Here is a 23,669-nt window from a genome sequence, read left to right as displayed (position 1 = left end):
TCCGCCCCATGACCAGCCCCATGTTCCAGAAGCCCCCGATCGACAATCCGTTCCAGAAAACCGGCGTGATGCTCTGCGGCCATGGCAGCCGCGACGCGCGCGCCGTGGCCGAATTCACCGCGCTCGCCGCCCATATGAAGCGCCGCCTGCCGCAATACGATGTCGATTTCGGCTTCCTGGAATTCGCCACGCCGATCATCCGCACCGGACTGGACAATCTGCGGGCCAGGGGCAACAGCCGCATTCTCGCGCTGCCCGGCATGCTGATGGCGGCCGGCCATGCCAAGAACGACATCCCGAGCGTGCTGAACCGCTATCAGACCGAGCACACTGACGTCAGTATTTCCTATGGCCGCGATCTCGGCCTCGACCTCAAGATGCTGCGCGCCGCCGGCGACCGGGTTCAGCAGGCGCTGAACACCGCCGGCGAAGGCATCGGCCGGCACGAGACATGCCTGGTGGTGGTCGGTCGCGGCACGTCGGATCCGGATGCCAATTCCAACATCGCCAAGGTGATGCGGATGCTGTGGGAGGGCTTCGGTTTCGGCTGGGGCGAGACCGCCTATTCCGGCGTCACCTTCCCGCTGGTGCAGCCCTCGCTCGAGCATGTCGCCAGGCTGGGCTACAAGCGCGTCATCATCTTCCCGTATTTCCTGTTCACCGGCATCCTGGTCGAACGCATCTATGAGGCGACCGATCATGTGGCAGCCCGGCATCCGGAGATCGAATTCATCAAGGCCGGCTACCTGAATGACCATCCGCTGGTGCTGGAGGTGTTCGAGGACCGGCTGCAGGAGATTCTCGCCGGCAGCAACAACATGAACTGCCAGATGTGCAAATACCGCGCCCAGGTGCTCGGCTTCGAGGACGAGGTCGGCCTGGCGCAGGAAAGCCACCACCACCATGTCGAGGGCATCGGCACCGGGCACAACCATGATCACGGGCACGACCACGCCCATCACGGTCATGATCATGACGGGCACGGCCATCACCCTTATCCGCATGCCGACCATCCGCTTGGTCCGCGCACGCTGAACGGCAAGTGATGCGGCGATGACGGAACCGGCGGTAACATACGACTACCTGCGCGATCCCGATGCGATCTATCGCCGGAGCTTCGAGATGATCCGCGCCGAGGTTGACCTGTCCGGCCTGCCGCCCGGCATCGATGAAATGGCGCTGCGTCTGATTCATGCCTGCGCCATGCCCGAGATTCTCTCCGACATTGCCTGGACGCCGGACTTGCCCCATGCAGTGCATCGCGCTTTACAGAGCGGCAAGCCGATCCTGAGTGATGTCGATATGGTGGCCTATGGCGTGATCCGCTCGCGCCTGCCTGCCGACAACAAGGTGCTGAGCTTCCTCAACACGCCCGAAGCGCGTGCTATCGGCCAGACAAAGCAGATCACCCGTTCGGCTGCAGCTGTTGAGTTATGGCTTCCCCATCTCGAGGGAGCCGTGGTGGTGATCGGCAATGCGCCGACCGCTTTGTTCCGCCTGCTCGAACTGCTCAACAACGAAGGCGCACCAAAACCGGCCGCCATTCTTGGTTTCCCGGTCGGCTATGTCGGCGCGGCAGAATCGAAACAGGCGCTGATCGACAGCGCACCCGCGGGCGTGGCTTACGCGACGCTGAAAGGCCGGCGTGGCGGCAGCGCCATTGCCGCGGCCGCGATCAATGCGCTGGCCACCTGGGAGCCGGCCTAATGCAGAAATGGCTCAGCATTATCGGTATTGGCGAGGACGGGCTGGATGGCCTGTCTGCCGCCGCGCGAACGCTGGTGCAAAGCGCCGATCTGCTGATCGGTGGTGAGCGGCATCTTGCCATGATCCCGCAGCAACAGGATCAGGAACGCATCGCCTGGGCCGCGTCGCAGCTGCTGGCGCAGGCCGATGGTCTCGCGCAGCAGTACAAGGGCCGGCGCACCTGCGTGCTGGCGAGCGGCGATCCGATGTGGTTCGGCATCGGCGCGACGCTGGCCAAACGCATTCCCGCCGCCGAGATCACCGTGGTGCCGCATCCGGGCGCGTTTTCGCTGGCGGCGGCACGCCTGCTCTGGCCGCTCGATGCCGTTGACTGCCTTTCATTACATGGGCGCCCGCTTGATCTGCTGGCGCCGTTTCTGACACCTGGCGCGCGCCTGCTGCTGCTGACGGAAAACGGCGCGGCGCCGGCGAAGATCGCCGACTATCTGGTCAGGCGCGGCTTCGGCAGCGCGCAGCTCACCCTTCTCGAACATCTGGGTGGCGCGCAGGACAACAGCCTGACCGGCACGGCGAAAGACTGGCCGCACAAGACTTGCGCCGATCTCAACCTGCTGGCGGTCGAAGTGCGCGACGGTCCCGGCCTGACGCGGCTGGCGGGGCTGGAAGACGATCTCTATCTGCATGACGGCAACATCACCAAGCGCGAGATCCGCGCCGTCACGCTCGCGCGCCTGTCACCATTCCCGGGCGACCTGCTCTGGGATGTCGGGGCTGGTTCGGGCTCGATCTCGATCGAATGGCTGCGCGCCGACCGTCGCAACCGCGCGATTGCCATCGAGAACAAGGACGCGCGCCGCAGCATGATCGCGCAGAATGCACTGGCGCTCGGCGTGCCGCAGCTCGAGATAAAATCCGGCAGCGTGCCCGATGCGCTGAACGGCCTGCCAGACCCCGACGCGGTATTCATCGGCGGCGGCATCACCACCGAGGGCCTGATCGAGCGCTGCTGGCAGGCCCTGAAACCCGGCGGACGGCTGGTCGCCAATGTCGTCACGCTGGAAGGCGAAAGCGTGCTGGAACAGGCGCGCCGCGACCATGGCGGCGATCTCGCGCGCTTTTCCGTGCAACGCGCCGAGCCCGTGGGCCGTTTTCATGGCTGGCATGCCATGATGCCGGTGACCCAGTGGAGCGTAACGAAAGAATGAGCGGGACATTGTATGGCCTCGGCATCGGTCCGGGCGATCCGGAACTGATCACGCTGAAGGCGCTGCGGATTCTGCAGGCTGCCGATGTGGTGGCCTATCCGGCGCCGGAAGCCGGCGACAGCCTGGCGCGGCGCATCGTGGCCCCGCATCTGAAAGGTGGCCAGACCGAGATCGCCATCCGCATGCCGCTGACCGTGGCGCGCTTTCCGGCGCAGGCCGTGTATGAGCAGGCCGCCGAGGACCTTGCTGCGCATCTGGCCGCCGGGCGCAGCATTGCCGTGCTCTGCGAGGGCGATCCGTTCCTCTATGGCTCCTTCATGTATCTGTTCGGCCGGCTGGCGGAAGACTTCCCGGTCGAGGTGGTGCCCGGCGTGTCATCGCTGACCGCCTGCGCTGCCGCGCTGAAACATCCGCTGGTGTCGCGCAACGATGTGCTGACCGTGATCCCCGCACCGCTCGACGACGAGACCATCGGCGCCAAGCTGCTGCACACCGATGCCGCCGCCATCATCAAACTCGGCCGCCATGGCCCGCGTATCGTCGCGCTGCTGAAGGAACTCGGACTGGCCGGCAATGCGCATTATATCGAACGCGCCACCATGCCTGAGCAGCGCATCCTGCCACTGGCCGAGGTCGATCCGGCCAGCATTCCCTATTTCGCCATGATCCTGGTGCATCGTCGGGGTGAGCAGCATTTCATGGAGTTTCAGAGTTGAGTGGGAAACCCGCCCTTGTTCTGCTGACGCCGCATGCGCGCAATGCTGCGCAGGCGCTGATGACCGCCTTCCCGGCCTGGGAGGTCTATGCGCCCGACGAGGCCGCGCTCCAGCATGCCCTGCCGCTCGGCAAGGTCACCGAGACGATTGCGCAGCTGTTCCAGTCTGGCCGGCCGGTGATCGGCATCTGCGCCGCCGGGATTCTGATCCGCGCCGTGGCGCCGCATCTGGCCGACAAGCAGACCGAGCCGCCGCTGATCGCGGTGGCATCCGATGGCTCCAGCGTTGTGCCGCTGCTGGGCGGGCATCACGGCGCCAATCTGCTCAGCCGCCGCATCGCCACCGTGCTGCAGGGCATTCCCGCCATCACCACGGCCGGCGATCTTGCCTTCGGCCTCGGGCTGGATGAACCGCCCGACGGCTACACGCTGGCCAATCCGCAGGATGCGAAAGGCGTGATGGCAACGCTGCTGCGGGGCGGCGGCATCCGCATCAAGGGCAACGCGCCCTGGCTGGCTGGCAGCAACCTGCCGATCCGCAACGACGACGGCGCCCTGCTGATCGAGGTGACCCATCGCAGCGAAGACGGCAGCCCGGAACATCTGGTCTATCATCCGCGCAGCATCGCCATCGGCGTCGGCTGCGAACGCAACACCAAACCCGTCGAACTGATCCGCCTGGTGCAGGGCGTGATCGACGCCGAAGGCATCGCACGCGACAGCATCAGTGGCATTTATTCACTCGACCTCAAGGCCGACGAACCGGCCATGCAGGAACTGGCGAAATGGTTCGGCGTGCCGTTCCGCGTCTTCGATGCCGCGACGCTGGACTCTGAGACTCCGCGCATGCAGACCCCCTCCGATGTGGTGTTTGCCGAAGTCGGCACCCATGGTGTCGCCGAGGGCGCCGCGCTGGCGGCCGCCGGGCCCGAGGCCGAACTGATCGTGCCGAAACGCAAATCAGACCACGCCACCTGCGCTTTTGCCCTGGCACCCGCACCCTTCGACGGTGCCACGCGTGGCAATCCGCGCGGCGAACTGCATGTCGTCGGCACCGGGCCGGGCGATGCGATGTGGCTGACGCCGGAAGCACGCATCGCACTGGCTGAGGCGACCGACTGGGTCGGTTATGGCCTCTATCTCGATCTCTATCCGCAGTTGCAAGCCGGCAAGGTGCTGCATCGCTATGAACTGGGCGAGGAGGAAGTGCGCGTGCGCGCGGCACTTGATCTCGCGGCAACGGGTAAGCGCGTGGCGCTGGTCTGCTCGGGCGATCCCGGCATCTATGCGATGGCAACGCTGGTCTTTGCCCTGCTGGAGAAAGAGCCAGAGCGCAAAGACTGGGCGCGTGTCGCTGTGCAGATCGCGCCCGGCATTTCCGCATTGCAGGCGGCCGCGGCACGTTCGGGCGCGCTGCTCGGCCACGATTTCTGCACGATCTCGCTGTCAGACCTGCTGACGCCGCTGGAGGCGATTCTCGAACGTATCAAAGCAGCGGCCGAAGCCGACTTCGTGATCGCCTTCTACAATCCGGTGTCGCAGCGCCGCCGCCACCAGCTGGAAATGGCAAAAGACATCCTGCTGCAGCACCGCCCCGCCGAAACGCCAGTCGTGCTGGCGCGCAACCTCGGACGCGAAGGCGAACGCGTGACCCTGACCACGCTCAACGAACTCGACATCGACAAGGTCGACATGCTGACTGTGGTGCTGGTGGGCTCGTCGGTCAGCCGCGCCATCGAACTGCCCGACGGCCGCCGCTTCGCCTATACGCCGCGCGGTTACGAGAAGAAGTTCACCGAATGACCGTGCATTTCATCGGCGCCGGCCCCGGCGCACCGGACCTGATCACCCTGCGTGGTGCGGCACTCATAAGGAAGTGCAAGGTCTGTCTCTACGCCGGCTCGCTGGTGCCGAAGGAGGTCGTCGCGCTGGCGCCCAGGGCTGCGCGCGTGATCGACACCGCGCCGCTGGACCTGAACGAGATCATGGCCGAGATCGAAGCGGCGCATCTGAAAAAACAGGATGTCGCGCGGGTGCATTCCGGCGATCCGTCCCTGTATGGCGCCATTGCCGAACAGATCAGACGCCTGAAGGCGCTCGGCATCCCCTACACGATCACGCCCGGCGTGCCTGCTTTCGCGGCCGCAGCCGCCGCCTTGCAGACCGAACTCACGCTGCCCGATATAGCGCAGAGTGTGATCCTGACCCGCACGACGATGAAGTCGTCGGACATGCCCAAGGGCGAGACGCTGGCCAATTTCGGCAGGACGAATGCGACCCTGGCGATCCACCTGTCGATCCGCAACATGAAACATGTGGTGGAGGAACTGACGCCGTATTACGGCGCGGACTGCCCTGTGGCCGTCGTCGTGCGCGCCACCTGGCCCGACCAGGAGATCATCCGCGGAACGCTGTCGACGATTGCAGCGAAAGTCCGCGCGGCCAAGATCACCCGCACGGCGCTGATCCTGGTCGGCCGCGTGCTGGACGAGGCGGCCGAGTTCCGCGACAGCGCGCTGTATGACCCCAGGCATGTGCATGTGCTGCGACCGGGGAAGAAGAAGAAACCCTCAAAATAACCTTGTCACCCCGGCCTTGAGCCGGGGTCCCAGTAAATGGGATGCCGGGTCAAGCCCGGTATGACGATAGTGGGTTAAACCGCGTGGAGATTGATCCAGCTCAGCGCGGCGCCGACCGAGTCAAGCCTCTCGCCCGGCGGCAGCGGCGGGCGTTCGATCATCAGCACTGGCAGATGCAGTTCGGCCGCTGCCGCGATCTTGGCGGCCGAACCGCCGGAATTGCGCGTCACCAGCAGGTCGATGCGATGCTGCTGCATCAGTGCCTTTTCGTCATCGGGCGTGAACGGCCCGCGTGCCAGCAGATGTTCGCCCTTCGGCAGCGCGACGCCCTCACCGGGCGGATCGATGCTGCGGGTCAGAAACCAGCGTGGTCGCGTTTCCTCTTCGCTCAGCGGCACGAAAGCGCCGAGATCCTGCCGGCCGAGCGCGAGAAAGATTCGCTGCGCCGGATGGAAACGCAGGAACACCGCCGCTGCCGCGATACTGGGCATCATGCTCCAGCGGTCGCCTGGCGCTGCAACCCAGGCCGGGCGCACCAGCTTGGCGCGCGGAATGCCGAGCAGCCTGCAGGCCTCATGCGCATGCCGCGCCATCTGCGACGCGAAGGGATGCGTGGCATCCAGCACCAGGTCGATCTTCTCGGTGGCAAGATACTCGCTCAGGCCATCGAGGCCGCCGAAGCCGCCGATGCGCAGATCGCCCGGCGGCTTTTCCGGAGACTCTGTGCGGCCGGCCAGCGAGGAGATGCAGCGCACGCGGCCATGGCCATACAGCTCGCGCGCCAGACGCAGCGCCTCGCCGGTACCGCCGAGCAGCAGCAGGTTGCGCAGCCGCGCCATGTCACCTCCGTTCAGACCGCCCAAGTATACACGTCTGGCAACCTGCTGTACCCTGCGCCGCATGCAGCTGCCCGCCCTCGATATGCCCGTTTTCCAGCCCGGCTGGGTCTGGCTGGCCGGTGCCGGCCCCGGTGATCCGGGCCTGCTGACCCTGCATGCCGTGAATGCGCTGAACCAGGCCGATGTGGTGATCTACGACGCGCTGGTGGGCGAGGCGATCCTGCGCTGTGCGCGACCCAATGCCATCCTCGAATATGCCGGCAAGCGTGGCGGCAAGCCGTCGCCGAAACAGCGCGACATCTCGCTGCGGCTGGTGGAACTGGCGCAGGCCGGCAAGCGCGTGCTGCGGCTGAAGGGCGGCGATCCCTTCGTGTTCGGCCGTGGCGCGGAAGAGGCGCTGGCCTTGCATGAGTCAGGCATTCCCTTTCGCATCATCCCCGGCATTTCCGCCGGCATCGGCGGCCTGGCCTATGCCGGCATCCCGCTGACCCATCGCGACACCAATTCCTGCGTCACCTTCCTGACCGGGCATAACGCGAGTGGTGAAGTACCCGACAGCCTCGACTGGGCGGCGATGGTGCGCGCCTCGCCGGTGCTGGTGATCTATATGGCGATGAAGCATCTCGACCTCCTGGTCGCCAAGCTTCGCCATGCGGGCTTGAGCGGCGACCGCCCCGCCGCCCTGGTGCAGGATGCCACGCTGCCGCAGATGCGCGTGCTGACCAGCACACTCGGCCGCATCTGTGCCGATGCGCAGGCCGCCGGCATCGCGCCGCCAGCCTTGCTGGTGGTCGGCGAGGTGGTCGATCTGCACGCCGCCTTCGGCCGCAGCGACCTGCAGGCAACCCTGAACTCGTCATGCCAGGCGGCCTCGTAATCGGCGCGCCCGCTTCGGGCAGCGGCAAAACCACCGTGACCCTGGCGCTGCTGCGCCTGCTGGCGCGCGAAGGCCGCATCGTCGCGCCGTTCAAGACCGGACCCGACTATATCGACGGCGCCTTCCATCGTGCCGCCGGCGCCGGCCGCCCCTGCTACAATCTCGACCCTTTCGCCATGCGGCCCGACACCATCGCGGCTGCGATCACCACCGGCGCGCAGGATGTGGATCTTGCGATCATCGAAGGCGTGATGGGATTATTCGATGGCGCCGCCAGCGGCACGGGCTCGACCGCCGACCTCGCCGCCATGCTGGGCCTGCCGGTGATCCTGGTGATCGATGCCGCGCGCCAGAGCCAGTCGGTGGCAGCATTGGCGCATGGCTTCCGCAGCCTGCGCCAGGATGTGACCGTCGCCGGCGTGATCCTCAACCGCGTCGCGTCACCGCGGCATGAGGCGTTGCTGCGCGCGGCGCTGCAGCAGATCGACATGCCGGTGCTGGCGGCATTGCCGCCACAGGGCGATCTCGCGCTGCCCGGCCGGCATCTTGGCCTGGTGCAGGCCGGCGAGCATACCGATCTCGATTTCTTCCTCGACACGGCGGCGGACTGGCTGCACCGTCATCTCGATCGCGCGATGCTCGAACACATCGTCCGGCCACTGGCCGTGCAGGCGGAGACCGTGTTGTGTCCGCTGCCGCCACTGGGCCAGCATATCGCCGTGGCACGCGACACCGCCTTTGCCTTCAGCTATCCGCATCTGCTGCAGGGCTGGCGCAGCCAGGGCGCCGAGCTCAGTTTCTTCTCGCCGTTGCAGGATGAAGCGCCGGCGCAGGACTGCGATGCGATTTTCCTGCCCGGCGGCTATCCCGAACTGCACGCCGGGCGGCTGGCCGGCAACGCAGCTTTGCTGCAAGCCTTGCGCGCCGCCGCCATGCGTAACGTCGCGATCTATGGCGAATGCGGCGGCTTCATGCTGCTGGGCCGCAGCCTGACCGATGCGGACGGCCATGAACATGCCATGGCCGGGCTGCTGCCGGTGGCGACCAGCTTCGCGCAGCGCAAACGCCAGCTGGGCTATCGCCGTATCACGGCATTGGCCGATTCGCCGCTGGGCGCAAAGGGCAGTCGTTTTCGCGGCCACGAATTCCACTATTCGATGCAGATCGGTGACAGCAGCAACACCATGCCGCTATTCAGCGCCGAGGATGCCACCGGCACAGCACTCGGCCCGTCCGGTTGCCGCAAGGGCAACGTGTTCGGCAGCTACCTGCATCTGATCGACCGGGAATGAACCTCCGGGAAACCTGGGCTTGCCGAGGGACTCCGTCGCGCTAAACTCCCGTCAGTCCGAGTCTCACCACGGGTCAGATGATCAACTGGATCGACATCCTCTCGCCGAAACTGCGCCAGCTGCACCAGGACTGGATTCATTATCGCGGCAACTTTCTGATGCCGAGCGTCACCGACTACAACGCCTTCGCCAGCGTCGAGACGGTCGAAGAGTCCAGTGCCAGTTCCGCCGCCGTACTGCTGCCGGCCGAGGGCGGCCCGGTGTTCAAGCATATCGGCCTGCACCTGACCAACATCATCCCCGACTGCAAGCCGGGCATGCGCTTTGCCGAACTGCGCTCGCCGGTGACGCGCGCGGCCGTGACGGCGCCTTATCATCGCATCGTCACCGCCCGGCAGCCGGAAGTGCGGCGCAACCGCGGCAGCCACGGCGCCCCGGATTTCGAGATGCTGATGCTGCCGTTCTGCGATGCCAGGCTGCACGTCCGTATCATCCATACCATCTATGACCTCGCCGGCATCGACTGGAAAAGGGCTTTCAAATGATCCCGCCACGCAAACCCGGCGACGAGCCGTTCCGCCTCGCGGCCCTGCATGCCCTGCCTCTGCTGGATACCATCGCCGAACCGGATTTCGACGCCATCGTGCAGATCGGCCAGACGCTGTTCGACATACCGACCTGTCTGGTCACCCTGGTCGATGCCGAACGCCAGTGGTTCAAGGCCCGCATCGGCCTTGAAGCGTTCGAAACACCCCGCTCGGTATCCTTTTGCGGCCATGCCATCCTGCAGGAAGATGTCTTCGTCATTCTGGACGCCAGCCAGGATGAGCGTTTTCATGACAATCCGCTGGTGACCGGACCGCCCTTCATCCGCTTTTATGCCGGCGCGCCCATCATGCTGCCGAGCGGCTATACCATCGGCACAGTCTGCATTCTGGGCCCGGAACCACGCAGCAGCTTCGATGACGGCGAACGTGGCAGGCTGGCGCAGCTGGCCAAGCTGGCGCTCACCGCCATCACCGTCCGCGCGCTGCGCCAGGACCTGGATGTCAGCCGCAGCCTGGCCGAGCGCTGCGAGGCAGCGATGCAGGCTGTCCCCGATCCGCTGGCGCTGCTGAACGCACATGGCGAACTCACCTTCTTCAACGACGCCTTTGCCGCCATCTGTCCCAGCTGGCCCGATCCTGGCATCGAACTGACCACGGCGCTCGGACTGCCGGAAGAGGCCTGGTCGACCGAGGCAATGCTGAAGTCCGGCCGGCGCGACATGCAGCTGCCGATGGAGGCCGTGACACTGGCGATCTATCGTGATGGCGACGGCTTCGTGGTGGCGCCCGCCCAGACCTGAGGGGCGTATCATTTGCTTGCAGCCTGACTCGCCCCTGCTACCATCCGCCTGCTGAGTTCCGATTCGGTCTTAACCCTTCCTTTGCCAGTTCTGGGCTAGTCACCGCTTTCATGTTGTCGCGCTTCGCCTTCGTTCTGGCCGCTCTGCTCGTCCCGTCGTTCGCCCCGTGGCCAGCGCTGGCCCAGGCGAAGACGCCGACGCCGGCCCAGAAGCCGACCCCGGTTTCCGCCAGTCCGGGCGCTGTGCCTGTGACCGCGCCCGCCACCGTCATGCCGGCAGCTCTGCCCGTCATCGCCACCACGCCCGCGCTGCAGGCCAGCACGCAACCGGCCGACCTGCCCGAGAAGGGCATCGATTCCGGCCTGCCACTGCCACGCTTCGTCAGCCTCGCCGCCGAGAAGGTGAATGCGCGCACCGGCCCGGGCTCGCGCTACCCGATCGCCTGGCAGTACCAGCGTCGTGGCCTGCCGGTGGAAGTGGTGGCCGAGTACGAATACTGGCGCCGCATCCGCGACCATGACGGCACCGAGACCTGGGTACACAAGAACCTGACCTCGGGCAAACGCTATGCCGTGGTCGAAGGCGGCATGCGATCCCTGTATCGCAAACCGGACGCGGATACGGACGTGCTGCTGACCGCCGAAACCGGCGTGCAGGCGCGCCTGCGCAAATGCCCCGATGCGATGTGGTGCCAGGTGGAGATCGCCGGTACCAAAGGCTGGATGCCGCGCAGTTATCTCTGGGGCCTGTATCCCGCCGAAGTGTTCGACTGACTGCGGCAACCGGTCGCGGCCCGGCAGCTCCCCCTATGCATCGCCCCGGGCCGTCCTATCATCGCTCCGATGGCCCACCAGGACGAAACCGACAGCACGCTCGCCGAACGCCAGGCCCGCCGCGCCGCCCTTGCGCCCGGCGCGCAGGTCGGCATCGACGAGGCGATGGTGCACAGGATGGTGCATGGCTTCTATGCCCGCATCCGCGAGGACGAGGTGCTCGGCCCGATCTTCAATGGCGCCATCGAAGACCGCTGGGACAGGCATCTGGCCAACATGGTGGATTTCTGGTCGTCGGTGGTGCTGATGACCGGGCGTTATTCCGGCCGGCCGATGGCGGCGCATCTGATCCTGGACGCCAGGCGCGGCGAACAGGGCATGCCGCGACTGGACCAGCCGCATTTTGACCGCTGGCTCGAACTGTTCCGTGCCACCGCCGCCGAGGTCTGCCCGCCGCAGGCGGCGGCCCTGTTCGTCAACCGTGCCGAAAAGATCGCGCAGTCCTTCGTGCACGGCATCCGCTTCAACCGTGGCGAGATGCCCGACTGGCTCGGGCCGGTAAAAAGCGAACCGGCCTAATAGAGCCGGCTCTTGTAACTCTCCGCCAGATTGACGTCCGCCGCCTCGGCATCCACGCCGGCGACCTGATCGGCGATCACGCGGCCCAGCGTGGGGAAACTGGAACGCGGCACATGCTTCTCGGCATTCCACAGATCCGAACGGATCATCGCCTTGCCGCAATGGAAATAGACTTCGCGCACGCTGATCTCCAGCGCCGAGGCCGGCACCTTGCCCTGCGCGCTCATCGGCTGCAGCCGTGCCGCATCGGTGATCACCCTTGCCGTGCCGTTGACGCGCAGCGTTTCGTTGATGCCCGGTACCATAAAAAGCAGCCCGACATCGGGCGACGCCACGACATTGCGAAGTGAATCGATCAGGTTGTTGCCGCGCCGGTCCGGCAGCAGCAGGGTCGTGTCATCCTCGACACGCACAAAGCCCGGCGCATCGCCGCGCGGCGAAGCATCGCTGCCGTCCGGGCCATGCGTCGCCAGCACCGCGAAGGGCGACAGCGCAATGAAGGCGCGCGCATGTTTATCCAGCCGGTGCAGGATTTTCTTCTGCACCATCTCGTTGGGCTGGTCGTAGCAGTCGCGTAAGGAAGCTTCGGTGTCGAGAACGGTCATGGCCGGCTCCGGGCGCCAGGATATCACCGGCCCAGTATACCGGCGATGCGCGATGCAGGAAGCGTCAGATGATGTAGGGGATGCCGAGGATCACGCCGGCGAGCACCACGGAGTTGACCAGCATGGCCGAGACATGCAGGCGGCGCAGCTTCCGCACCGCGCCGGCATCGCCGGAATCGCGGGCCTGCAGGGCGATGTCGAAATTGCGCAGGAACCAGCGATGCGCAAAGAACGCAGCCGTCGTCAGCACGCCCATGCCGAAGGCCGGGCCCAGCTTGCCGGCCACCGCATAAGCCAGCATCGCCAGCGGACTGACAATCAGCAGCATCCAGAAATAGCCGCGGAACATTGCGCGCAGCAGCACCGACACCTTGGGGATACTGAGCCGCACCAGCAAAAATGCCGGACAGGCCAGGAACAGGTAGCCCAGCGGGAAGAGCAGCAGGATGGTGGTGAGAAGGACGTAGGAATGGGGCGTCATGGGTCCACCTCGGGTCGCTGAGGCCGACACCAGCATATGGCTCCAGCCCAGGCCGTACAATATTGGCCAAGGTCGAAAGCCGGCGCCCGCACCACCAGACTACGCGGGACTGGCCCAGATATCTAAGCCCAGTAATTACGCCTTGGGATGCGGCACGATCACGATGCTGGGGGCCGAGCGGGTGGCCAGGCCATGGAACACTGCCTCGATATTGTTGCCATCGGGATCGATGGCAAAGGCGGCGTAATAGCCGGGATGATATTTGTCGCGGAAGCCCGGCGCGCCATTGTCCTTGCCGCCGGCCGCCAGCACGGCGGCGTGAAACCGGTGCACCATGGTCTGGTCCTGGGCCTGGAACGCCAGGTGAGCACGGCCGGTGAGGTGGAAATCCTCGTGCGCCTCAGGGCTGCTGACGAAGAACTCGTCGCAGAAAAAGAAACCGGGACCTTCGCCCTCGACTTTGAGGCCGAGCGCCTCGAAGGCGGCCTCGTAGAACCGCCGCGCGGTGGCAAGGTCTTTCACCACCAGTTGCACATGGTCGATCAGCCGGCCGCGATGAAGCCGCATATGTCTCTCCTCCGGATCGTAAAGCGCCTGCGTGTAACCCACAGCGCCGCGCTTTGATCCGGGGAGAAAAGGCGTATCTAGGCGAAATCCCCGGCCAGGCTTTCGCGCACCGTTTCCGGCATCACGGCAATATGGCCGTAATTGGGATGCTCGACGGCCAGCAGCACGCGCGTGCCGGCGACCTTGAAGGCAGCCACCTGCTCGGCCGTGAAGGGAAAACGCAGGAAATGCACCGAGGAGGTCTTGCCGTCCTCGCGGTTGCGCTCGGCGTCATCCTCGGGCACCGACTTCACCTTATGGCTGCCGAATTCCAGCACCACCATCTGGTCGACATTGGTCAGCTGCCCCAGTACGGCCGGACGTCGCACCGGATCGTCGACCTCGATCATGAAGGTGCAGACCAGTTCGCTGCCCTTGGGGATCAGCGGCGCATAGGCATGCAGTTCGTCCTTGATCTGCTCCTCCCCACCCTTCTCGATGAACAGCATCTCGTGAATCTGCCACCACATGGTGGCGTAATTCTCGAAATAGAAGGTGCAGAACGGACCGACGCCGACACGGCGGTTTTTCTTGATGGCGACGATCTCGCTACGCTTGTCCTTGCGTACCTTGATGAACTCGTCCATCGACAGAATGTCGGCGCGGGTGATGGTGGTCTTCAAACTCATGACGCTCTCCTGTGTGCCGGATGCCCCTCCGTCACCGGAAATGCTTTACAGCAATCCGTAAGCCTTGGCGAACAGCTCGACCGGATGCTCGGCCTTGGGCGGCAGGACAAAGCCGTCTTTATCCTTGCCCTCACGTTCCATGCCCTGGCGGATATGGAGTCCGGCCAGCGGACATTCGGACGCGATATGCGCCTTGTTTTCCTTCACGGCGGCGCGCATGACCGGCTTGCCGACCTTCATGCCGACCTCGAAGAACTCTTTCCGCACGCCCCAGCTGCCGCCATGGCCGGCGCAGCGTTCGATCACGGCAAGGCTTTCGCCCTGCTTCATGTCAGGAATCAGCTTCATCATCTCGGTGGCTTTCGCGCCCATATTCTGCGCGCGGGCATGGCAGGCGAGATGCAGCGTGACGCCGCCTTCGAGCGGTTTCAGCCCTGGCGCGAGGCCGTCTTTCTTCGCGATGTCGACGATGTATTCCGAGATATCGAAGGTCGCCTGCGCCAGCTTCTTCACCAGCGGATCATTCGGCAAAATCAGCGGCCATTCGAATTTCAGCATCAGCGCGCAGCTCGGCACCAGCGCCACGATGTCATAGCCCTGGTCGATCAGCGGCGAGAAGGCTTCCGCCACCACTCGCGCCTTTTTCGCCACGTCTGCGATATCGCCCTGTTCCAGCCGCGGCATGCCGCAGCAGCCGGGATATTCCACGCGCAGCTCGACGCCGTTATGCGCCAAGATCTTCTGGGCGGCGATGCCGATATCGGGATTGTTGTAGTTGCCGAAGCAGGTGGCATAGATCGCCGCCTTGCGCTTGCCGAACGCGGGCGCTGCACGGTTCACAGCGGAAGGCTCGGATTTGGCGCGCGCCACCAGCGTCTTTGAATTGAATTTCGGCAGCTCGGCGTCGCGATGGACATCCATCACCGCTTCCATCACCGGCCGCGTCAGCGCGTTGCCGCGCTCCGAGGCCCAGTTGGCGATCGGCGCAACCAGTCCGGCCAGCTTGCCGTTGCGATCGGTCTGCGAGAGCTGGTCGCCAATGGCGTCCTTGTGGCCGTGATGCCGCTCGGCCGCGCGGTAGCGCAGCATCAGATGCGGGAAATCGAGATTGAACTCGTGCGGCGGCACATAGGGGCACTTGGTCATGTAGCACAGGTCGCAGAGCGTGCAGGCGTCTACGATCGGCTTGAAATCCTTGGAATCGACTTCATCCAGCTCGCCGGTCGGCGAAGCATCGACCAGGTCGAACAGGCGCGGAAATGAGTCGCAGAGATTGAAGCAGCGGCGGCAGCCGTGACAGATGTCGAGCACGCGCCGCATTTCGGCGTCGAGCTTTTCCAGATCATAGAAATCAGGATTGTTCCAATCCAGCGGATGCCGGGTTGGCGCGTCCAGGCTGCCTTCGCGCATGGTCGTCCCCTAACGGGTGCTTAAACGTGCTGGTCATCCGCGGGGCGCCGTGTGGGGCACGCGCCCCGCGGATCGTTTACGTCACCGGTACAGGGAACTCAGCCCAGCGTGTCGAGGGCCTTCTGGAAACGGCCGGCATGGCTCTTTTCAGCCTTGGCCAGCGTCTCGAACCATTCGGCGATCTCGTCGAAGCCTTCCTCGCGGGCGGTCTTCGCCATGCCGGGATACATGTCGGTGTACTCGTGGGTCTCGCCGGCGACGGCGGCCTTCAGGTTCGACGCGGTCGGGCCGATCGGCAGATCGGTGGCCGGATCGCCCACTTCGGCCATGAATTCGAGATGGCCATGGGCATGGCCGGTCTCGCCTTCCGCCGTCGAGCGGAACACGGCAGCGACGTCGTTGTAGCCTTCCACATCGGCCTTCTGGGCGAAGTAGAGATAGCGGCGGTTCGCCTGGCTCTCGCCGGCGAAGGCATCCTTCAGATTGCCGTGGGTCTTGGTACCTTTGAGTGCGGCCATAGTGTGGTCCTCCTTGGCTGTCGCTTGCCGCTGCGCGGGCCATGGGGAGCCCCGCAACGGATCGTCCCGCCCTGCCCCCCCAACTGCCCGGTATCTGATTAAGGACGGGGGGAGCAGCGGGACAGAGATTCGGAACGCGGGGATTATGAACCCGCGCGACGATCAGTCAAGGTTGTTTGGAATAGTTCTAAATCTGAGAATGGCTCGCAGATAGCACGTCATGCGGCCTGGGAGGAAGCGGCCGCGACGGCGGCTGGCAGGTCGAGCGCGGCGCAGAAGCCGCCCTCCAGGCGGTTGCGGAAACTGACGCTGCCGCGATGGGCGGCGGCCAGCTCCACCACGATGGCGAGACCCAGGCCGGTGGCGGAATTATCCGAGGTACAGGAATCGCGGTCCTGCACGAAGGGCTTGCCCAGACGGGCCAACGTCGTCTCTTTCACGCCCGGCCCATCGTCGAGCACCTCGATGACGATCCGGCCACTCTCCTGCGGCGCCTTTGCCACGATAGAGATATGACCGCGCACCGGCTTTAAAGATTGCTCAGTCTTCCAGGCGGAGGATGACGTCGACGCGGGCGATCTTCGCCCCGGCCGGCGCGGCCGGCAGACGCGAGACGGCGACTTCCGCCTCCGGGATGTCGCGCAATTCGCCGCTGCGCTCGTAATAGAAATGATGGTGCGGCGAGAGATTCGTGTCGAAATAGGCGCGGCCCGCATCCACCGTCACGATGCGCAGCAGGCCCGCGGCGGTGAACTGGTGCAGGCAGTTGTAAACGGTCGCGAGCGACAGCCGGGCGCCGCGCTCGGCGGCCTCGGTGAACAGGCTCTCGGCCGTCACATGACGATGACCCTGACCGAACAGGATTTCGGCCAGCACCAGCCGCTGCCGCGTCGTGCGCAGCCCGGCTGTCCGGAGCTGCTCGGCGGCAGCCTCGAAACGGGGTTCGATCGTCTTTACCATTGATTTCGATATATAGCAGAGCGTGAAAGAGGGCCACAGGAATGTCATCTGGGCCGATTCTACTTGTATTCACAAATACTTGAGCCTCTGCCCGATCAGGTGGCAATCGGCCGGGGGCGCGGCCGCTCGCGTCTTTGTAACAAGATGCAACGAAACTGTTGCGACTGGGCCCCGGATCACTACATTGTCCCGGAAGGCAAAGGCAGTTCCGCTACTTAAACGGTTTCCGACCGTCAGGCCCGCAGCCGGGCGCGCAGGCTGCGCAGGGGGAAATGTCGATGCCGCACCGGCAGGGCCGCTGAAAAACGCGGCAGTGCCGGCGTCGAAAACGGGGTTTTGAGGATTTCACGCCAGTGGAACAGAAGATCGTGGAACAGAAGAACAGTTACAGCTACGAGGATCTGCTGGCTTGCGCACATGGCAAGCTGTTCGGCGAGGGCAATGCCCGCCTGCCGCTGCCCCCGATGCTGATGATCGACCGGATCGTGAAAATCGTCGCCGATGGCGGCAAGTACGGCAAGGGCGAGATCGAAGCCGAACTCGACATCAAGCCGAACCTCTGGTTCTTCCCCTGCCATTTCGAAAACGACCCGATCATGCCGGGCTGCCTGGGGCTGGATGGCATGTGGCAGCTGATCGGCTTCTTCCTCGGCTGGACCAAGGCGCCGGGCCGCGGCCGCGCGCTCAGCGTCGGGGAAGTGAAGTTCTCCAACATGGTGACGCCGACGGCCCAGAAGATCACCTACAAGATCGACATCAAGAAGCTGCTGCTGCGCAAGTTCGGTATCGCGATTGCCGATGGCACGATGTTTATCGATGGCAAGCCGGCCTATGAATGCAAGGACATGCGCGTTGGCGTGTTCCCCGACGGCCTGGCCCCCGCTGCTGCCTGAGTGATCCGCGGCAGCGAACTGTAACGTCCTAGCGTTATGATTGCGGCCCGGACACAGGTTCCGGCCCGCATTTAAGGAGTCTCACGCCCATGCGTCGTGTCGTCGTCACCGGTCTCGGCATCACCTCCTCCATCGGCAACAATACCGAGGAAGTGGCGGACAGCCTGAAAGCCGGACGCTCCGGTATCGTCTTCTCCGAGGAATATGCCAAGCTCGGTTTCCGCAGCCAGGTGCATGGCACGGTGAAGATCGACCTCGAAGCCGCAGTCGACCGCCGCCAGAAGCGCTTCATGGGCGATGGCGCGGCCTATGCCTATCTCGCCATGGAACAGGCGATTGCCGACAGCGGACTTGAAGCCGGCGACATCATCAATCCGCGCACCGGACTGATCGTCGGTTCGGGCGGCGCCAGTACGCGCAATATCGTGCAGGCCGCCGACATCACCCGCGAAAAGGGCGGCCCGAAGCGGATCGGCCCCTTCTTCGTGCCGCGCGCCATGTCGAGCACCTGCTCGGCCGTGCTGAGCACCGCCTTCAAGATCAAGGGCGTGAACTACTCGATCTCGTCGGCCTGTTCGACCTCGGCGCATTGCATCGGCAACGCCGCCGAACTGATCCAGCTCGGCAAGCAGGACGTCATCTTCGCTGGCGGCGGCGAGGAACTGGACTGGACCTTAAGCAACCTGTTCGACGCCATGCCGGCGATGAGCAGCAGCTACAATGCCACGCCTGACCGCGCCAGCCGCGCCTATGACAAGGACCGCGACGGTTTTGTCATTGCCGGCGGCGGTGGCATCGTCGTGGTGGAAGAACTGGAACATGCCAAGGCGCGTGGCGCCAGGATCTATGCCGAACTGGTTGGCTATGGCGCGACGTCGGACGGCGCCGACATGGTGGCCCCCTCGGGCGAAGGCGCCGTGCGCTGCATGCAGCAGGCGCTGAGTGAAGCCGGCGGCCACGGTCACAACGCGCCGATCGACTATATCAACACGCATGGCACATCTACTCCGGCCGGCGACATCACCGAGCTGAAGGCGATCCGCGAAGTGTTCGGCGACAAGGTGCCGGCGATCAGCTCGACAAAGTCACTGACCGGCCATTCGCTCGGCGCCGCCGGCGTGCAGGAATCGATCTACTCGATCCTGATGATGCGCGACAACTTCATCGCAGCAAGCGCCAATATCGAGAACCTCGATCCCGGCGCGGAAGGCTTCGATATCGTGCGGACCCGTCGTGACAACGTGACGCTCAACCGCGTGATGTCGAATTCCTTCGGCTTCGGCGGCACCAATGCCTCCCTGATCTTCCAGCGCTACGCTGCCTGATCCCACCTGCCCTGCCCCATACAGAACGATAAAGCCGGATTTGACATGACCGATACGCGCGCACTGATGAGCGGCAAGCGCGGCCTCATCATGGGAGTTGCCAACGACCACTCGATCGCATGGGGCATCGCCTCGATGCTGCACCAGCATGGCGCCGAGCTGGCCTTCACTTACCAGGGCGAGGCCTTCGAACGCCGCGTCCGCCCGCTGGCCGAGAGCGTGAATGCAAAAGCCGTGGTGCCCTGCGATGTCGAGGACGAAGCCTCGATGCGCAACACCTTCGACACGGTGGCCAAGGCGTTTGGTGGCCAGATCGATTTCGTGGTGCATGCCATCGCCTATTCCGACAAGGAAGAGCTGAAGGGTCGCTACCTCAACACCACGCGCGGCAACTTCAGCCGCTCGATGCTGATCAGCTGCTATTCCTTCACCGAAGTGGCGCGCCTGGCGCAGCCCTATATGGCGCAGGGCGGCTCGCTGATCACGCTGACCTATGAAGGCAGCACGCGCGTGATGCCGAACTACAACGTGATGGGTGTGGCCAAGGCTGCACTCGAAGCGAGCGTGCGGTATCTCGCCGTCGATCTGGGTCCGCAGAAGATCCGCGTCAATGCCGTGTCGCCCGGCCCGATGCGCACACTGGCCGGCTCGGCCATCGGCTCGGCCCGCGCCACCTTCAAGTTCACCGCCCAGCACAGCCCGCTGCGCCGCAATGCCTCGCTTGAGGAAGTCGGCGGCGCCGCACTGTTCCTGCTGTCCGATCTCGGCGCCGGCGTCACCGGCGAGATCATCCATGTCGACAGCGGCTTCCACACAATCGGCATTCCCAATCCGGCCGACCTGAACGGCAGCGACGCATAATGTAGCGGCACAATTCTCCGCTTAAGACCAAAGGCCCGGACGGCTATGCTGCCCGGGCCTTTTCCTGTCTGCGGGGACGCCATGCTCAACCTGTTCTATGCCGCCCATACCTGCGCGCTCGCCTCGCATATCGCGCTGGAAGAAGCCGGCGCGGATTACACGCTGACGCGGATCAGCTTTGCCGGCGCCGACCAGCGCAAGCCGGACTATCTCAAGATCAACCCCAAGGGTCGCGTGCCGGCGCTGGTGACCGACCGCGGCGTGCTGACCGAAACGCCGGCCATGCTGGCCTATATCGCGCAAAGCTATCCGCAGGCGAAGCTGGCGCCGCTGCAGGATCCGTTTGCCTTCGCGCAGGCGCAGGCCTTCAATAGCTATCTCTGTTCCAGCCTGCATGTGGCGCATGCCCATCGCATGCGCGGCTATCGCTGGGTCGAGGCGGACGACACGCATGCGATCGAGGCAATGAAGAAGAAAGTGCCGCAGAGCGTCTATGACGGTTTCGCGCTGGTCGAACAGCATATGCTGGCCGGACCCTGGGTGCTGGGCGAGTCTTACACGATCTGCGACGCCTATCTCTTCACCCTGGCGCAATGGCTGGAGGCCGATGGCGTTGACCCGGCCCGCCTGCCGCGCGTGGCCGAACATCGCCGCCGCGTCGCCGACCGCCCGGCCGTGATGCGCGCCATCGCCGCGGAACTGGCGGCCTGAGGTTTCATTTTAGAACAGCGACGGCTTTCGCTGAGGCACACGGCCGGCGGATCGGATATAGCTGAGGTCCAGCCCGGAGTTTCGACATGGCCGACACGCTTTATGACCTGGACGATCTCAGCATCGGCCAGCGCTTTGCCAGCAGGACATCGGTGACGGTGACCGAAGAGCGCATCAAGAGCTTTGCCGCCGAATTCGATCCGCAGCCCTTCCACCTCGATCACGAGGCGGCGAAACCGACCCTGTTCGGCGGCCTGGCCGCCAGCGGCTGGCATACGGCGGCGATGACCATGAAGCTGGTGACCGATGGCGGCATACCGATTGCCGGCGGCATCATCGGCGCCAGCGGCGAACTGGCCTGGCCGCGACCGACCCGGCCGGGCGACGTGCTGCGCGTGGAAGCGGAAGTGCTCGACATCACGCCGTCGAAGTCGCGGCCCGACCGCGGCATGATCACCATGCGCATCGAGACGAAGAACCAGAAGGACGAGCTGGTGCAGTCCTTCACCGTGAAGATGCCGGTGCCGCGCAAGGCGGCACCGTAACCACTTTACTTTCCGGCCTTCACCTTCTGGCGGAAGGCATGCAGCAGCGGCTCGGTATAGCCGTTCGGCTGCGCGATGCCTTCAAACACCAGCGCACGTGCCGCCTGATAGGCCAGGCTGTCGGGATTGGTCGCCATCGGCTGATACAGCGGATCACCCGCATTCTGCGCATCCACCTTGGCGGCCATGCGCTGGAAGGCTGCTTCAGCCTGTTCCTTCGTGCAGATGCCGTGCAGCAGCCAGTTGGCCATATGCTGCGACGAGATGCGCAAGGTGGCGCGATCTTCCATCAGGCCGATATCGTGGATATCGGGCACCTTGGAACAGCCAACACCCTGATCGACCCAGCGCACGACATAACCGAGAATGCCCTGCGCGTTGTTGTCGAGCTCGTCCTTCACATCCTGTTCGGAGAAATTCTGCCCGATGCTGAGCGGAATGCTGAGCAGTGCGTCGAGCGGCGGCAGCGGCTGCTTCGCCACCTCGGCCTGCCGGCCGAATACGTCGACAGCATGATAATGCGTGGCATGCAGCGTCGCGGCCGTCGGGCTCGGCACCCAGGCGGTGTTGGCGCCGGTTTTCGGATGGCCGACCTTCTGCTCCAGCATGTCGGCCATGCGGTCGGGCGCCGCCCACATGCCCTTGCCGATCTGCGCCTTACCTGACAGGCCGCAGGCGAGACCGATGGCGACGTTGCGCTCTTCGTAGGCCTTGATCCAGCTCGACGCCTTCATGTCGGCCTTGCGCACCATAGGGCCGGCCTGCATCGAGGTGTGCATCTCGTCGCCGGTGCGGTCGAGGAAACCGGTATTGATGAAGATGATGCGATGCTGCACGGCTTCGATACAGGCGGCGAGATTGGCCGAGGTGCGGCGCTCCTCGTCCATCACGCCGACCTTGATGGTGTGACGCGCGAGACCGAGCAGGTCTTCCACCGCATCGAACAGGCGGTTGGTGAAGCCGGCCTCCTCCGGCCCGTGCATCTTCGGCTTGACGATATAGACCGAGCCGGCGCGGCTGTTGGTGAAGCGGCCCTTCTTCTGCAGGTCGTGCATCGCGATCAGGCTGGTGACGATCGCATCCAGGATGCCTTCCGGCGCTTCATGACCGTCGGTCAGCTGGATGGCCGGATTGGTCATCAGATGACCGACATTGCGCACCAGCAACACCGAACGGCCGGCCAGCGTCAGCTTGCCGCCCTTGGCTGAGGTATAGTCGCGGTCAGGTTCCAGGGCGCGCGTCATCGTCTTGCCGCCCTTGTCGAAGGTGGCTTCGAGGTCGCCCTTCATCAGGCCGAGCCAGTTGGCATAGGCCTCGACCTTGTCTTCGGCATCCACCGCGGCAACCGAATCTTCCAGATCGACAATGGTGGTGAGCGCGGATTCCAGGATCACATCGGCCAGGCCGGCGGCATCGTCTTTTCCAATCGGATGCGCGCGGTCGATGACGAGTTCGATATGCAGGCCGTTATGCTTCAGCAGCACCGCTGATGGCGCGGCGGCATCGCCACGATAGCCGACGAACGCACCAGCGTCTTTCAATGCCGGCGACAGTGCGCCATCCGTGATGCTCCAGCCTTTCACGTCCGTATGGCTGCCGCTGCTGAGAGGCACGGCAGCGTCAAGGAAGGTCTTGGCTTTCGCGATCACCCTGGCGCCACGCGCCGGATCGTAACCCTTCTTCTCGTTGGCCTCGTGCGGGATGGCGTCGGTGCCGTAATAGGCATCGTACAGGCTGCCCCAGCGCGCATTGGCGGCATTGAGCAGGAAGCGCGCATTCAGCACCGGCACCACCAGCTGCGGCCCGGCCATGCGCGCCAGTTCGTCATCCACATTCATGCTATCGATTTTGAACGGCGCCGGCTCGGCCACCAGATAGCCGATCTCCTTCAGGAAAGCCTGGTAGGCGGCGGCATCCTGCGGCTGGCCTTTGCGCGCAGCATGCCAGGCATCGATCTTGGCCTGCAGGTCATCGCGCTTTTTCAGCAGCACGCGGTTCTCGGGGGCGAATTTTGCGAAGATCGACGCCACGCCGGTCCAGAATTTCGCGGCCTCGAGGCCGGTGCCCGGCAGGGCCTTCTGCTCGATGAAAACGGCAAGCTCTTCGGCCACCTTGAGGCCGGCGCGATCGACGATCTTGGTCATGTCATTCCCTGAAGCGTTTTCTGAAACAGGCGGCACTCTAACCCACCGGGCATTCATTCTGTAGATG

The 23,669-nt window shown here is 64.6% G+C and carries 27 protein-coding genes; 17 read left to right on the top strand and 10 right to left on the bottom strand.

All coding sequences use genetic code 11. From position 1 onward, the window contains the following. The first annotated feature begins 20 nt into the window (after positions 1-20). Genes FNB15_RS07745 through cobM form a run of 6 tightly spaced genes read left to right on the top strand, consistent with a single transcriptional unit; the run spans position 21 to position 6,206 of the window. Positions 21-1,046: a sirohydrochlorin chelatase gene (locus tag FNB15_RS07745; protein ID WP_144068149.1), complete on the top strand. Its 1,026-nt coding sequence runs from the start codon at positions 21-23 to the stop codon at positions 1,044-1,046. A 7-nt stretch (positions 1,047-1,053) separates the two neighbouring features. Further along, positions 1,054-1,707 (top strand): precorrin-8X methylmutase, encoded by a 654-nt coding sequence (locus FNB15_RS07740; protein WP_144068148.1) that lies wholly within the window; start codon positions 1,054-1,056, stop codon positions 1,705-1,707. Then, a complete protein-coding gene (gene cbiE, locus FNB15_RS07735) occupies positions 1,707-2,912 on the top strand; it encodes a precorrin-6y C5,15-methyltransferase (decarboxylating) subunit CbiE (RefSeq protein WP_144068147.1) in 1,206 nt (401 codons plus the stop codon). The genes FNB15_RS07740 and cbiE overlap by 1 nt, the downstream gene beginning before the upstream one ends. After that, on the top strand, positions 2,909-3,628 hold the full coding sequence (cobI, locus tag FNB15_RS07730; protein ID WP_185973762.1) for a precorrin-2 C(20)-methyltransferase: 720 nt from the start codon (positions 2,909-2,911) through the stop codon (positions 3,626-3,628). Before cbiE ends, cobI begins: the two co-directional genes overlap by 4 nt. After that, entirely contained in the window at positions 3,625-5,430 is a 1,806-nt protein-coding gene (cobJ, locus tag FNB15_RS07725; protein ID WP_144068145.1) for a precorrin-3B C(17)-methyltransferase, read from the top strand. The genes cobI and cobJ overlap by 4 nt, the downstream gene beginning before the upstream one ends. Then, a complete protein-coding gene (gene cobM, locus FNB15_RS07720; RefSeq protein ID WP_144068144.1) occupies positions 5,427-6,206 on the top strand; it encodes a precorrin-4 C(11)-methyltransferase in 780 nt (259 codons plus the stop codon). The genes cobJ and cobM overlap by 4 nt, the downstream gene beginning before the upstream one ends. 74 nt (positions 6,207-6,280) lie before the next feature. Here cobM and FNB15_RS07715 read toward each other — a convergent pair whose 3' ends face one another. Continuing rightward, a complete protein-coding gene (locus FNB15_RS07715) occupies positions 6,281-7,045 on the bottom strand; it encodes a cobalt-precorrin-6A reductase (protein ID WP_185973761.1) in 765 nt (254 codons plus the stop codon). 61 nt (positions 7,046-7,106) lie between these two features. On the opposite strand from FNB15_RS07715, the gene cobA reads away from it, so the two are divergent. The 6 genes from cobA (at position 7,107) to FNB15_RS07685 (ending at position 11,914) form a co-directional block, all read left to right on the top strand. Next, positions 7,107-7,922, top strand: a complete 816-nt coding sequence (gene cobA / locus FNB15_RS07710) for a uroporphyrinogen-III C-methyltransferase (protein ID WP_144068143.1) — start codon at positions 7,107-7,109, stop codon at positions 7,920-7,922. Beyond that, positions 7,904-9,214, top strand: a complete 1,311-nt coding sequence (locus FNB15_RS07705; RefSeq protein ID WP_144068142.1) for a cobyrinic acid a,c-diamide synthase CobB — start codon at positions 7,904-7,906, stop codon at positions 9,212-9,214. The genes cobA and FNB15_RS07705 overlap by 19 nt, the downstream gene beginning before the upstream one ends. A 77-nt stretch (positions 9,215-9,291) precedes the next feature. Continuing rightward, a complete protein-coding gene (locus FNB15_RS07700; RefSeq protein WP_144068141.1) occupies positions 9,292-9,759 on the top strand; it encodes a PAS domain-containing protein in 468 nt (155 codons plus the stop codon). Beyond that, positions 9,756-10,562, top strand: coding sequence for a GAF domain-containing protein (locus tag FNB15_RS07695; RefSeq protein WP_144068140.1), 807 nt, complete (start codon positions 9,756-9,758; stop codon positions 10,560-10,562). The genes FNB15_RS07700 and FNB15_RS07695 overlap by 4 nt, the downstream gene beginning before the upstream one ends. Positions 10,563-10,672: 110 nt before the next feature. Beyond that, positions 10,673-11,335: an SH3 domain-containing protein gene (locus tag FNB15_RS07690; RefSeq protein WP_246068820.1), complete on the top strand. Its 663-nt coding sequence runs from the start codon at positions 10,673-10,675 to the stop codon at positions 11,333-11,335. 69 nt (positions 11,336-11,404) lie between these two features. Further along, on the top strand, positions 11,405-11,914 hold the full coding sequence (locus FNB15_RS07685; RefSeq protein WP_246068819.1) for a group III truncated hemoglobin: 510 nt from the start codon (positions 11,405-11,407) through the stop codon (positions 11,912-11,914). Here FNB15_RS07685 and FNB15_RS07680 read toward each other — a convergent pair. The 8 genes from FNB15_RS07680 to irrA all read right to left on the bottom strand — a co-directional run bounded on the left by FNB15_RS07680 (position 11,911) and on the right by irrA (position 17,123). Next, positions 11,911-12,519 (bottom strand): pyridoxamine 5'-phosphate oxidase family protein, encoded by a 609-nt coding sequence (locus tag FNB15_RS07680; protein ID WP_144068139.1) that lies wholly within the window; start codon positions 12,517-12,519, stop codon positions 11,911-11,913. The genes FNB15_RS07685 and FNB15_RS07680 overlap by 4 nt on opposite strands. A gap of 64 nt (positions 12,520-12,583) precedes the next feature. Beyond that, positions 12,584-13,000 carry a hypothetical protein gene (locus FNB15_RS07675; protein ID WP_144068138.1) on the bottom strand — a complete coding sequence of 139 codons (417 nt, stop codon included), beginning with the start codon at positions 12,998-13,000 and terminating at the stop codon, positions 12,584-12,586. A gap of 135 nt (positions 13,001-13,135) precedes the next feature. Further along, the gene (locus FNB15_RS07670) at positions 13,136-13,567 is read right to left on the bottom strand and encodes a VOC family protein (protein WP_144068137.1); all 432 of its coding nucleotides are present in this window, start codon (positions 13,565-13,567) and stop codon (positions 13,136-13,138) included. 77 nt (positions 13,568-13,644) lie between these two features. Then, a complete protein-coding gene (locus FNB15_RS07665; protein ID WP_144068136.1) occupies positions 13,645-14,235 on the bottom strand; it encodes a DUF3501 family protein in 591 nt (196 codons plus the stop codon). 45 nt (positions 14,236-14,280) lie between these two features. Then, complete coding sequence (locus tag FNB15_RS07660; protein WP_144068135.1) at positions 14,281-15,645, bottom strand: heterodisulfide reductase-related iron-sulfur binding cluster; 1,365 nt, start codon at positions 15,643-15,645, stop codon at positions 14,281-14,283. 98 nt (positions 15,646-15,743) lie between these two features. After that, positions 15,744-16,163 carry a rubrerythrin family protein gene (locus FNB15_RS07655; protein WP_144068134.1) on the bottom strand — a complete coding sequence of 140 codons (420 nt, stop codon included), beginning with the start codon at positions 16,161-16,163 and terminating at the stop codon, positions 15,744-15,746. Positions 16,164-16,381: 218 nt separating this feature from the next. After that, on the bottom strand, positions 16,382-16,666 hold the full coding sequence (locus FNB15_RS07650) for an ATP-binding protein (RefSeq protein ID WP_185973760.1): 285 nt from the start codon (positions 16,664-16,666) through the stop codon (positions 16,382-16,384). Positions 16,667-16,703: 37 nt separating this feature from the next. Next, positions 16,704-17,123 carry an iron response transcriptional regulator IrrA gene (irrA, locus tag FNB15_RS07645; RefSeq protein WP_144068132.1) on the bottom strand — a complete coding sequence of 140 codons (420 nt, stop codon included), beginning with the start codon at positions 17,121-17,123 and terminating at the stop codon, positions 16,704-16,706. Positions 17,124-17,476: 353 nt separating this feature from the next. On the opposite strand from irrA, the gene fabA reads away from it, so the two are divergent. From fabA to FNB15_RS07620, 5 genes are all read left to right on the top strand, one after another. Continuing rightward, positions 17,477-18,016, top strand: a complete 540-nt coding sequence (gene fabA, locus FNB15_RS07640) for a bifunctional 3-hydroxydecanoyl-ACP dehydratase/trans-2-decenoyl-ACP isomerase (RefSeq protein ID WP_246068818.1) — start codon at positions 17,477-17,479, stop codon at positions 18,014-18,016. 89 nt (positions 18,017-18,105) lie between these two features. Then, positions 18,106-19,341, top strand: a complete 1,236-nt coding sequence (fabB, locus tag FNB15_RS07635; RefSeq protein WP_144068131.1) for a beta-ketoacyl-ACP synthase I — start codon at positions 18,106-18,108, stop codon at positions 19,339-19,341. Between the two features lie 45 nt (positions 19,342-19,386). Next, positions 19,387-20,202, top strand: coding sequence for an enoyl-ACP reductase FabI (locus FNB15_RS07630; protein ID WP_221932763.1), 816 nt, complete (start codon positions 19,387-19,389; stop codon positions 20,200-20,202). Positions 20,203-20,283: 81 nt separating this feature from the next. Continuing rightward, positions 20,284-20,913 (top strand): glutathione S-transferase family protein, encoded by a 630-nt coding sequence (locus FNB15_RS07625; protein ID WP_144068130.1) that lies wholly within the window; start codon positions 20,284-20,286, stop codon positions 20,911-20,913. A gap of 86 nt (positions 20,914-20,999) precedes the next feature. Then, positions 21,000-21,458 carry a MaoC family dehydratase gene (locus FNB15_RS07620; RefSeq protein WP_144068129.1) on the top strand — a complete coding sequence of 153 codons (459 nt, stop codon included), beginning with the start codon at positions 21,000-21,002 and terminating at the stop codon, positions 21,456-21,458. Between the two features lie 5 nt (positions 21,459-21,463). Here FNB15_RS07620 and FNB15_RS07615 read toward each other — a convergent pair whose 3' ends face one another. Beyond that, positions 21,464-23,602 carry a malate synthase G gene (locus tag FNB15_RS07615; RefSeq protein WP_144068128.1) on the bottom strand — a complete coding sequence of 713 codons (2,139 nt, stop codon included), beginning with the start codon at positions 23,600-23,602 and terminating at the stop codon, positions 21,464-21,466. Positions 23,603-23,669 lie beyond the last annotated feature (67 nt).

The organism is Ferrovibrio terrae (assembly GCF_007197755.1).
In the GTDB taxonomy this organism is placed as follows: Bacteria; Pseudomonadota; Alphaproteobacteria; order Ferrovibrionales; family Ferrovibrionaceae; genus Ferrovibrio; species Ferrovibrio terrae.
Note: the sequence above shows the minus strand (reverse complement) of the source record. Positions and strands in the feature narration are given on the sequence as shown.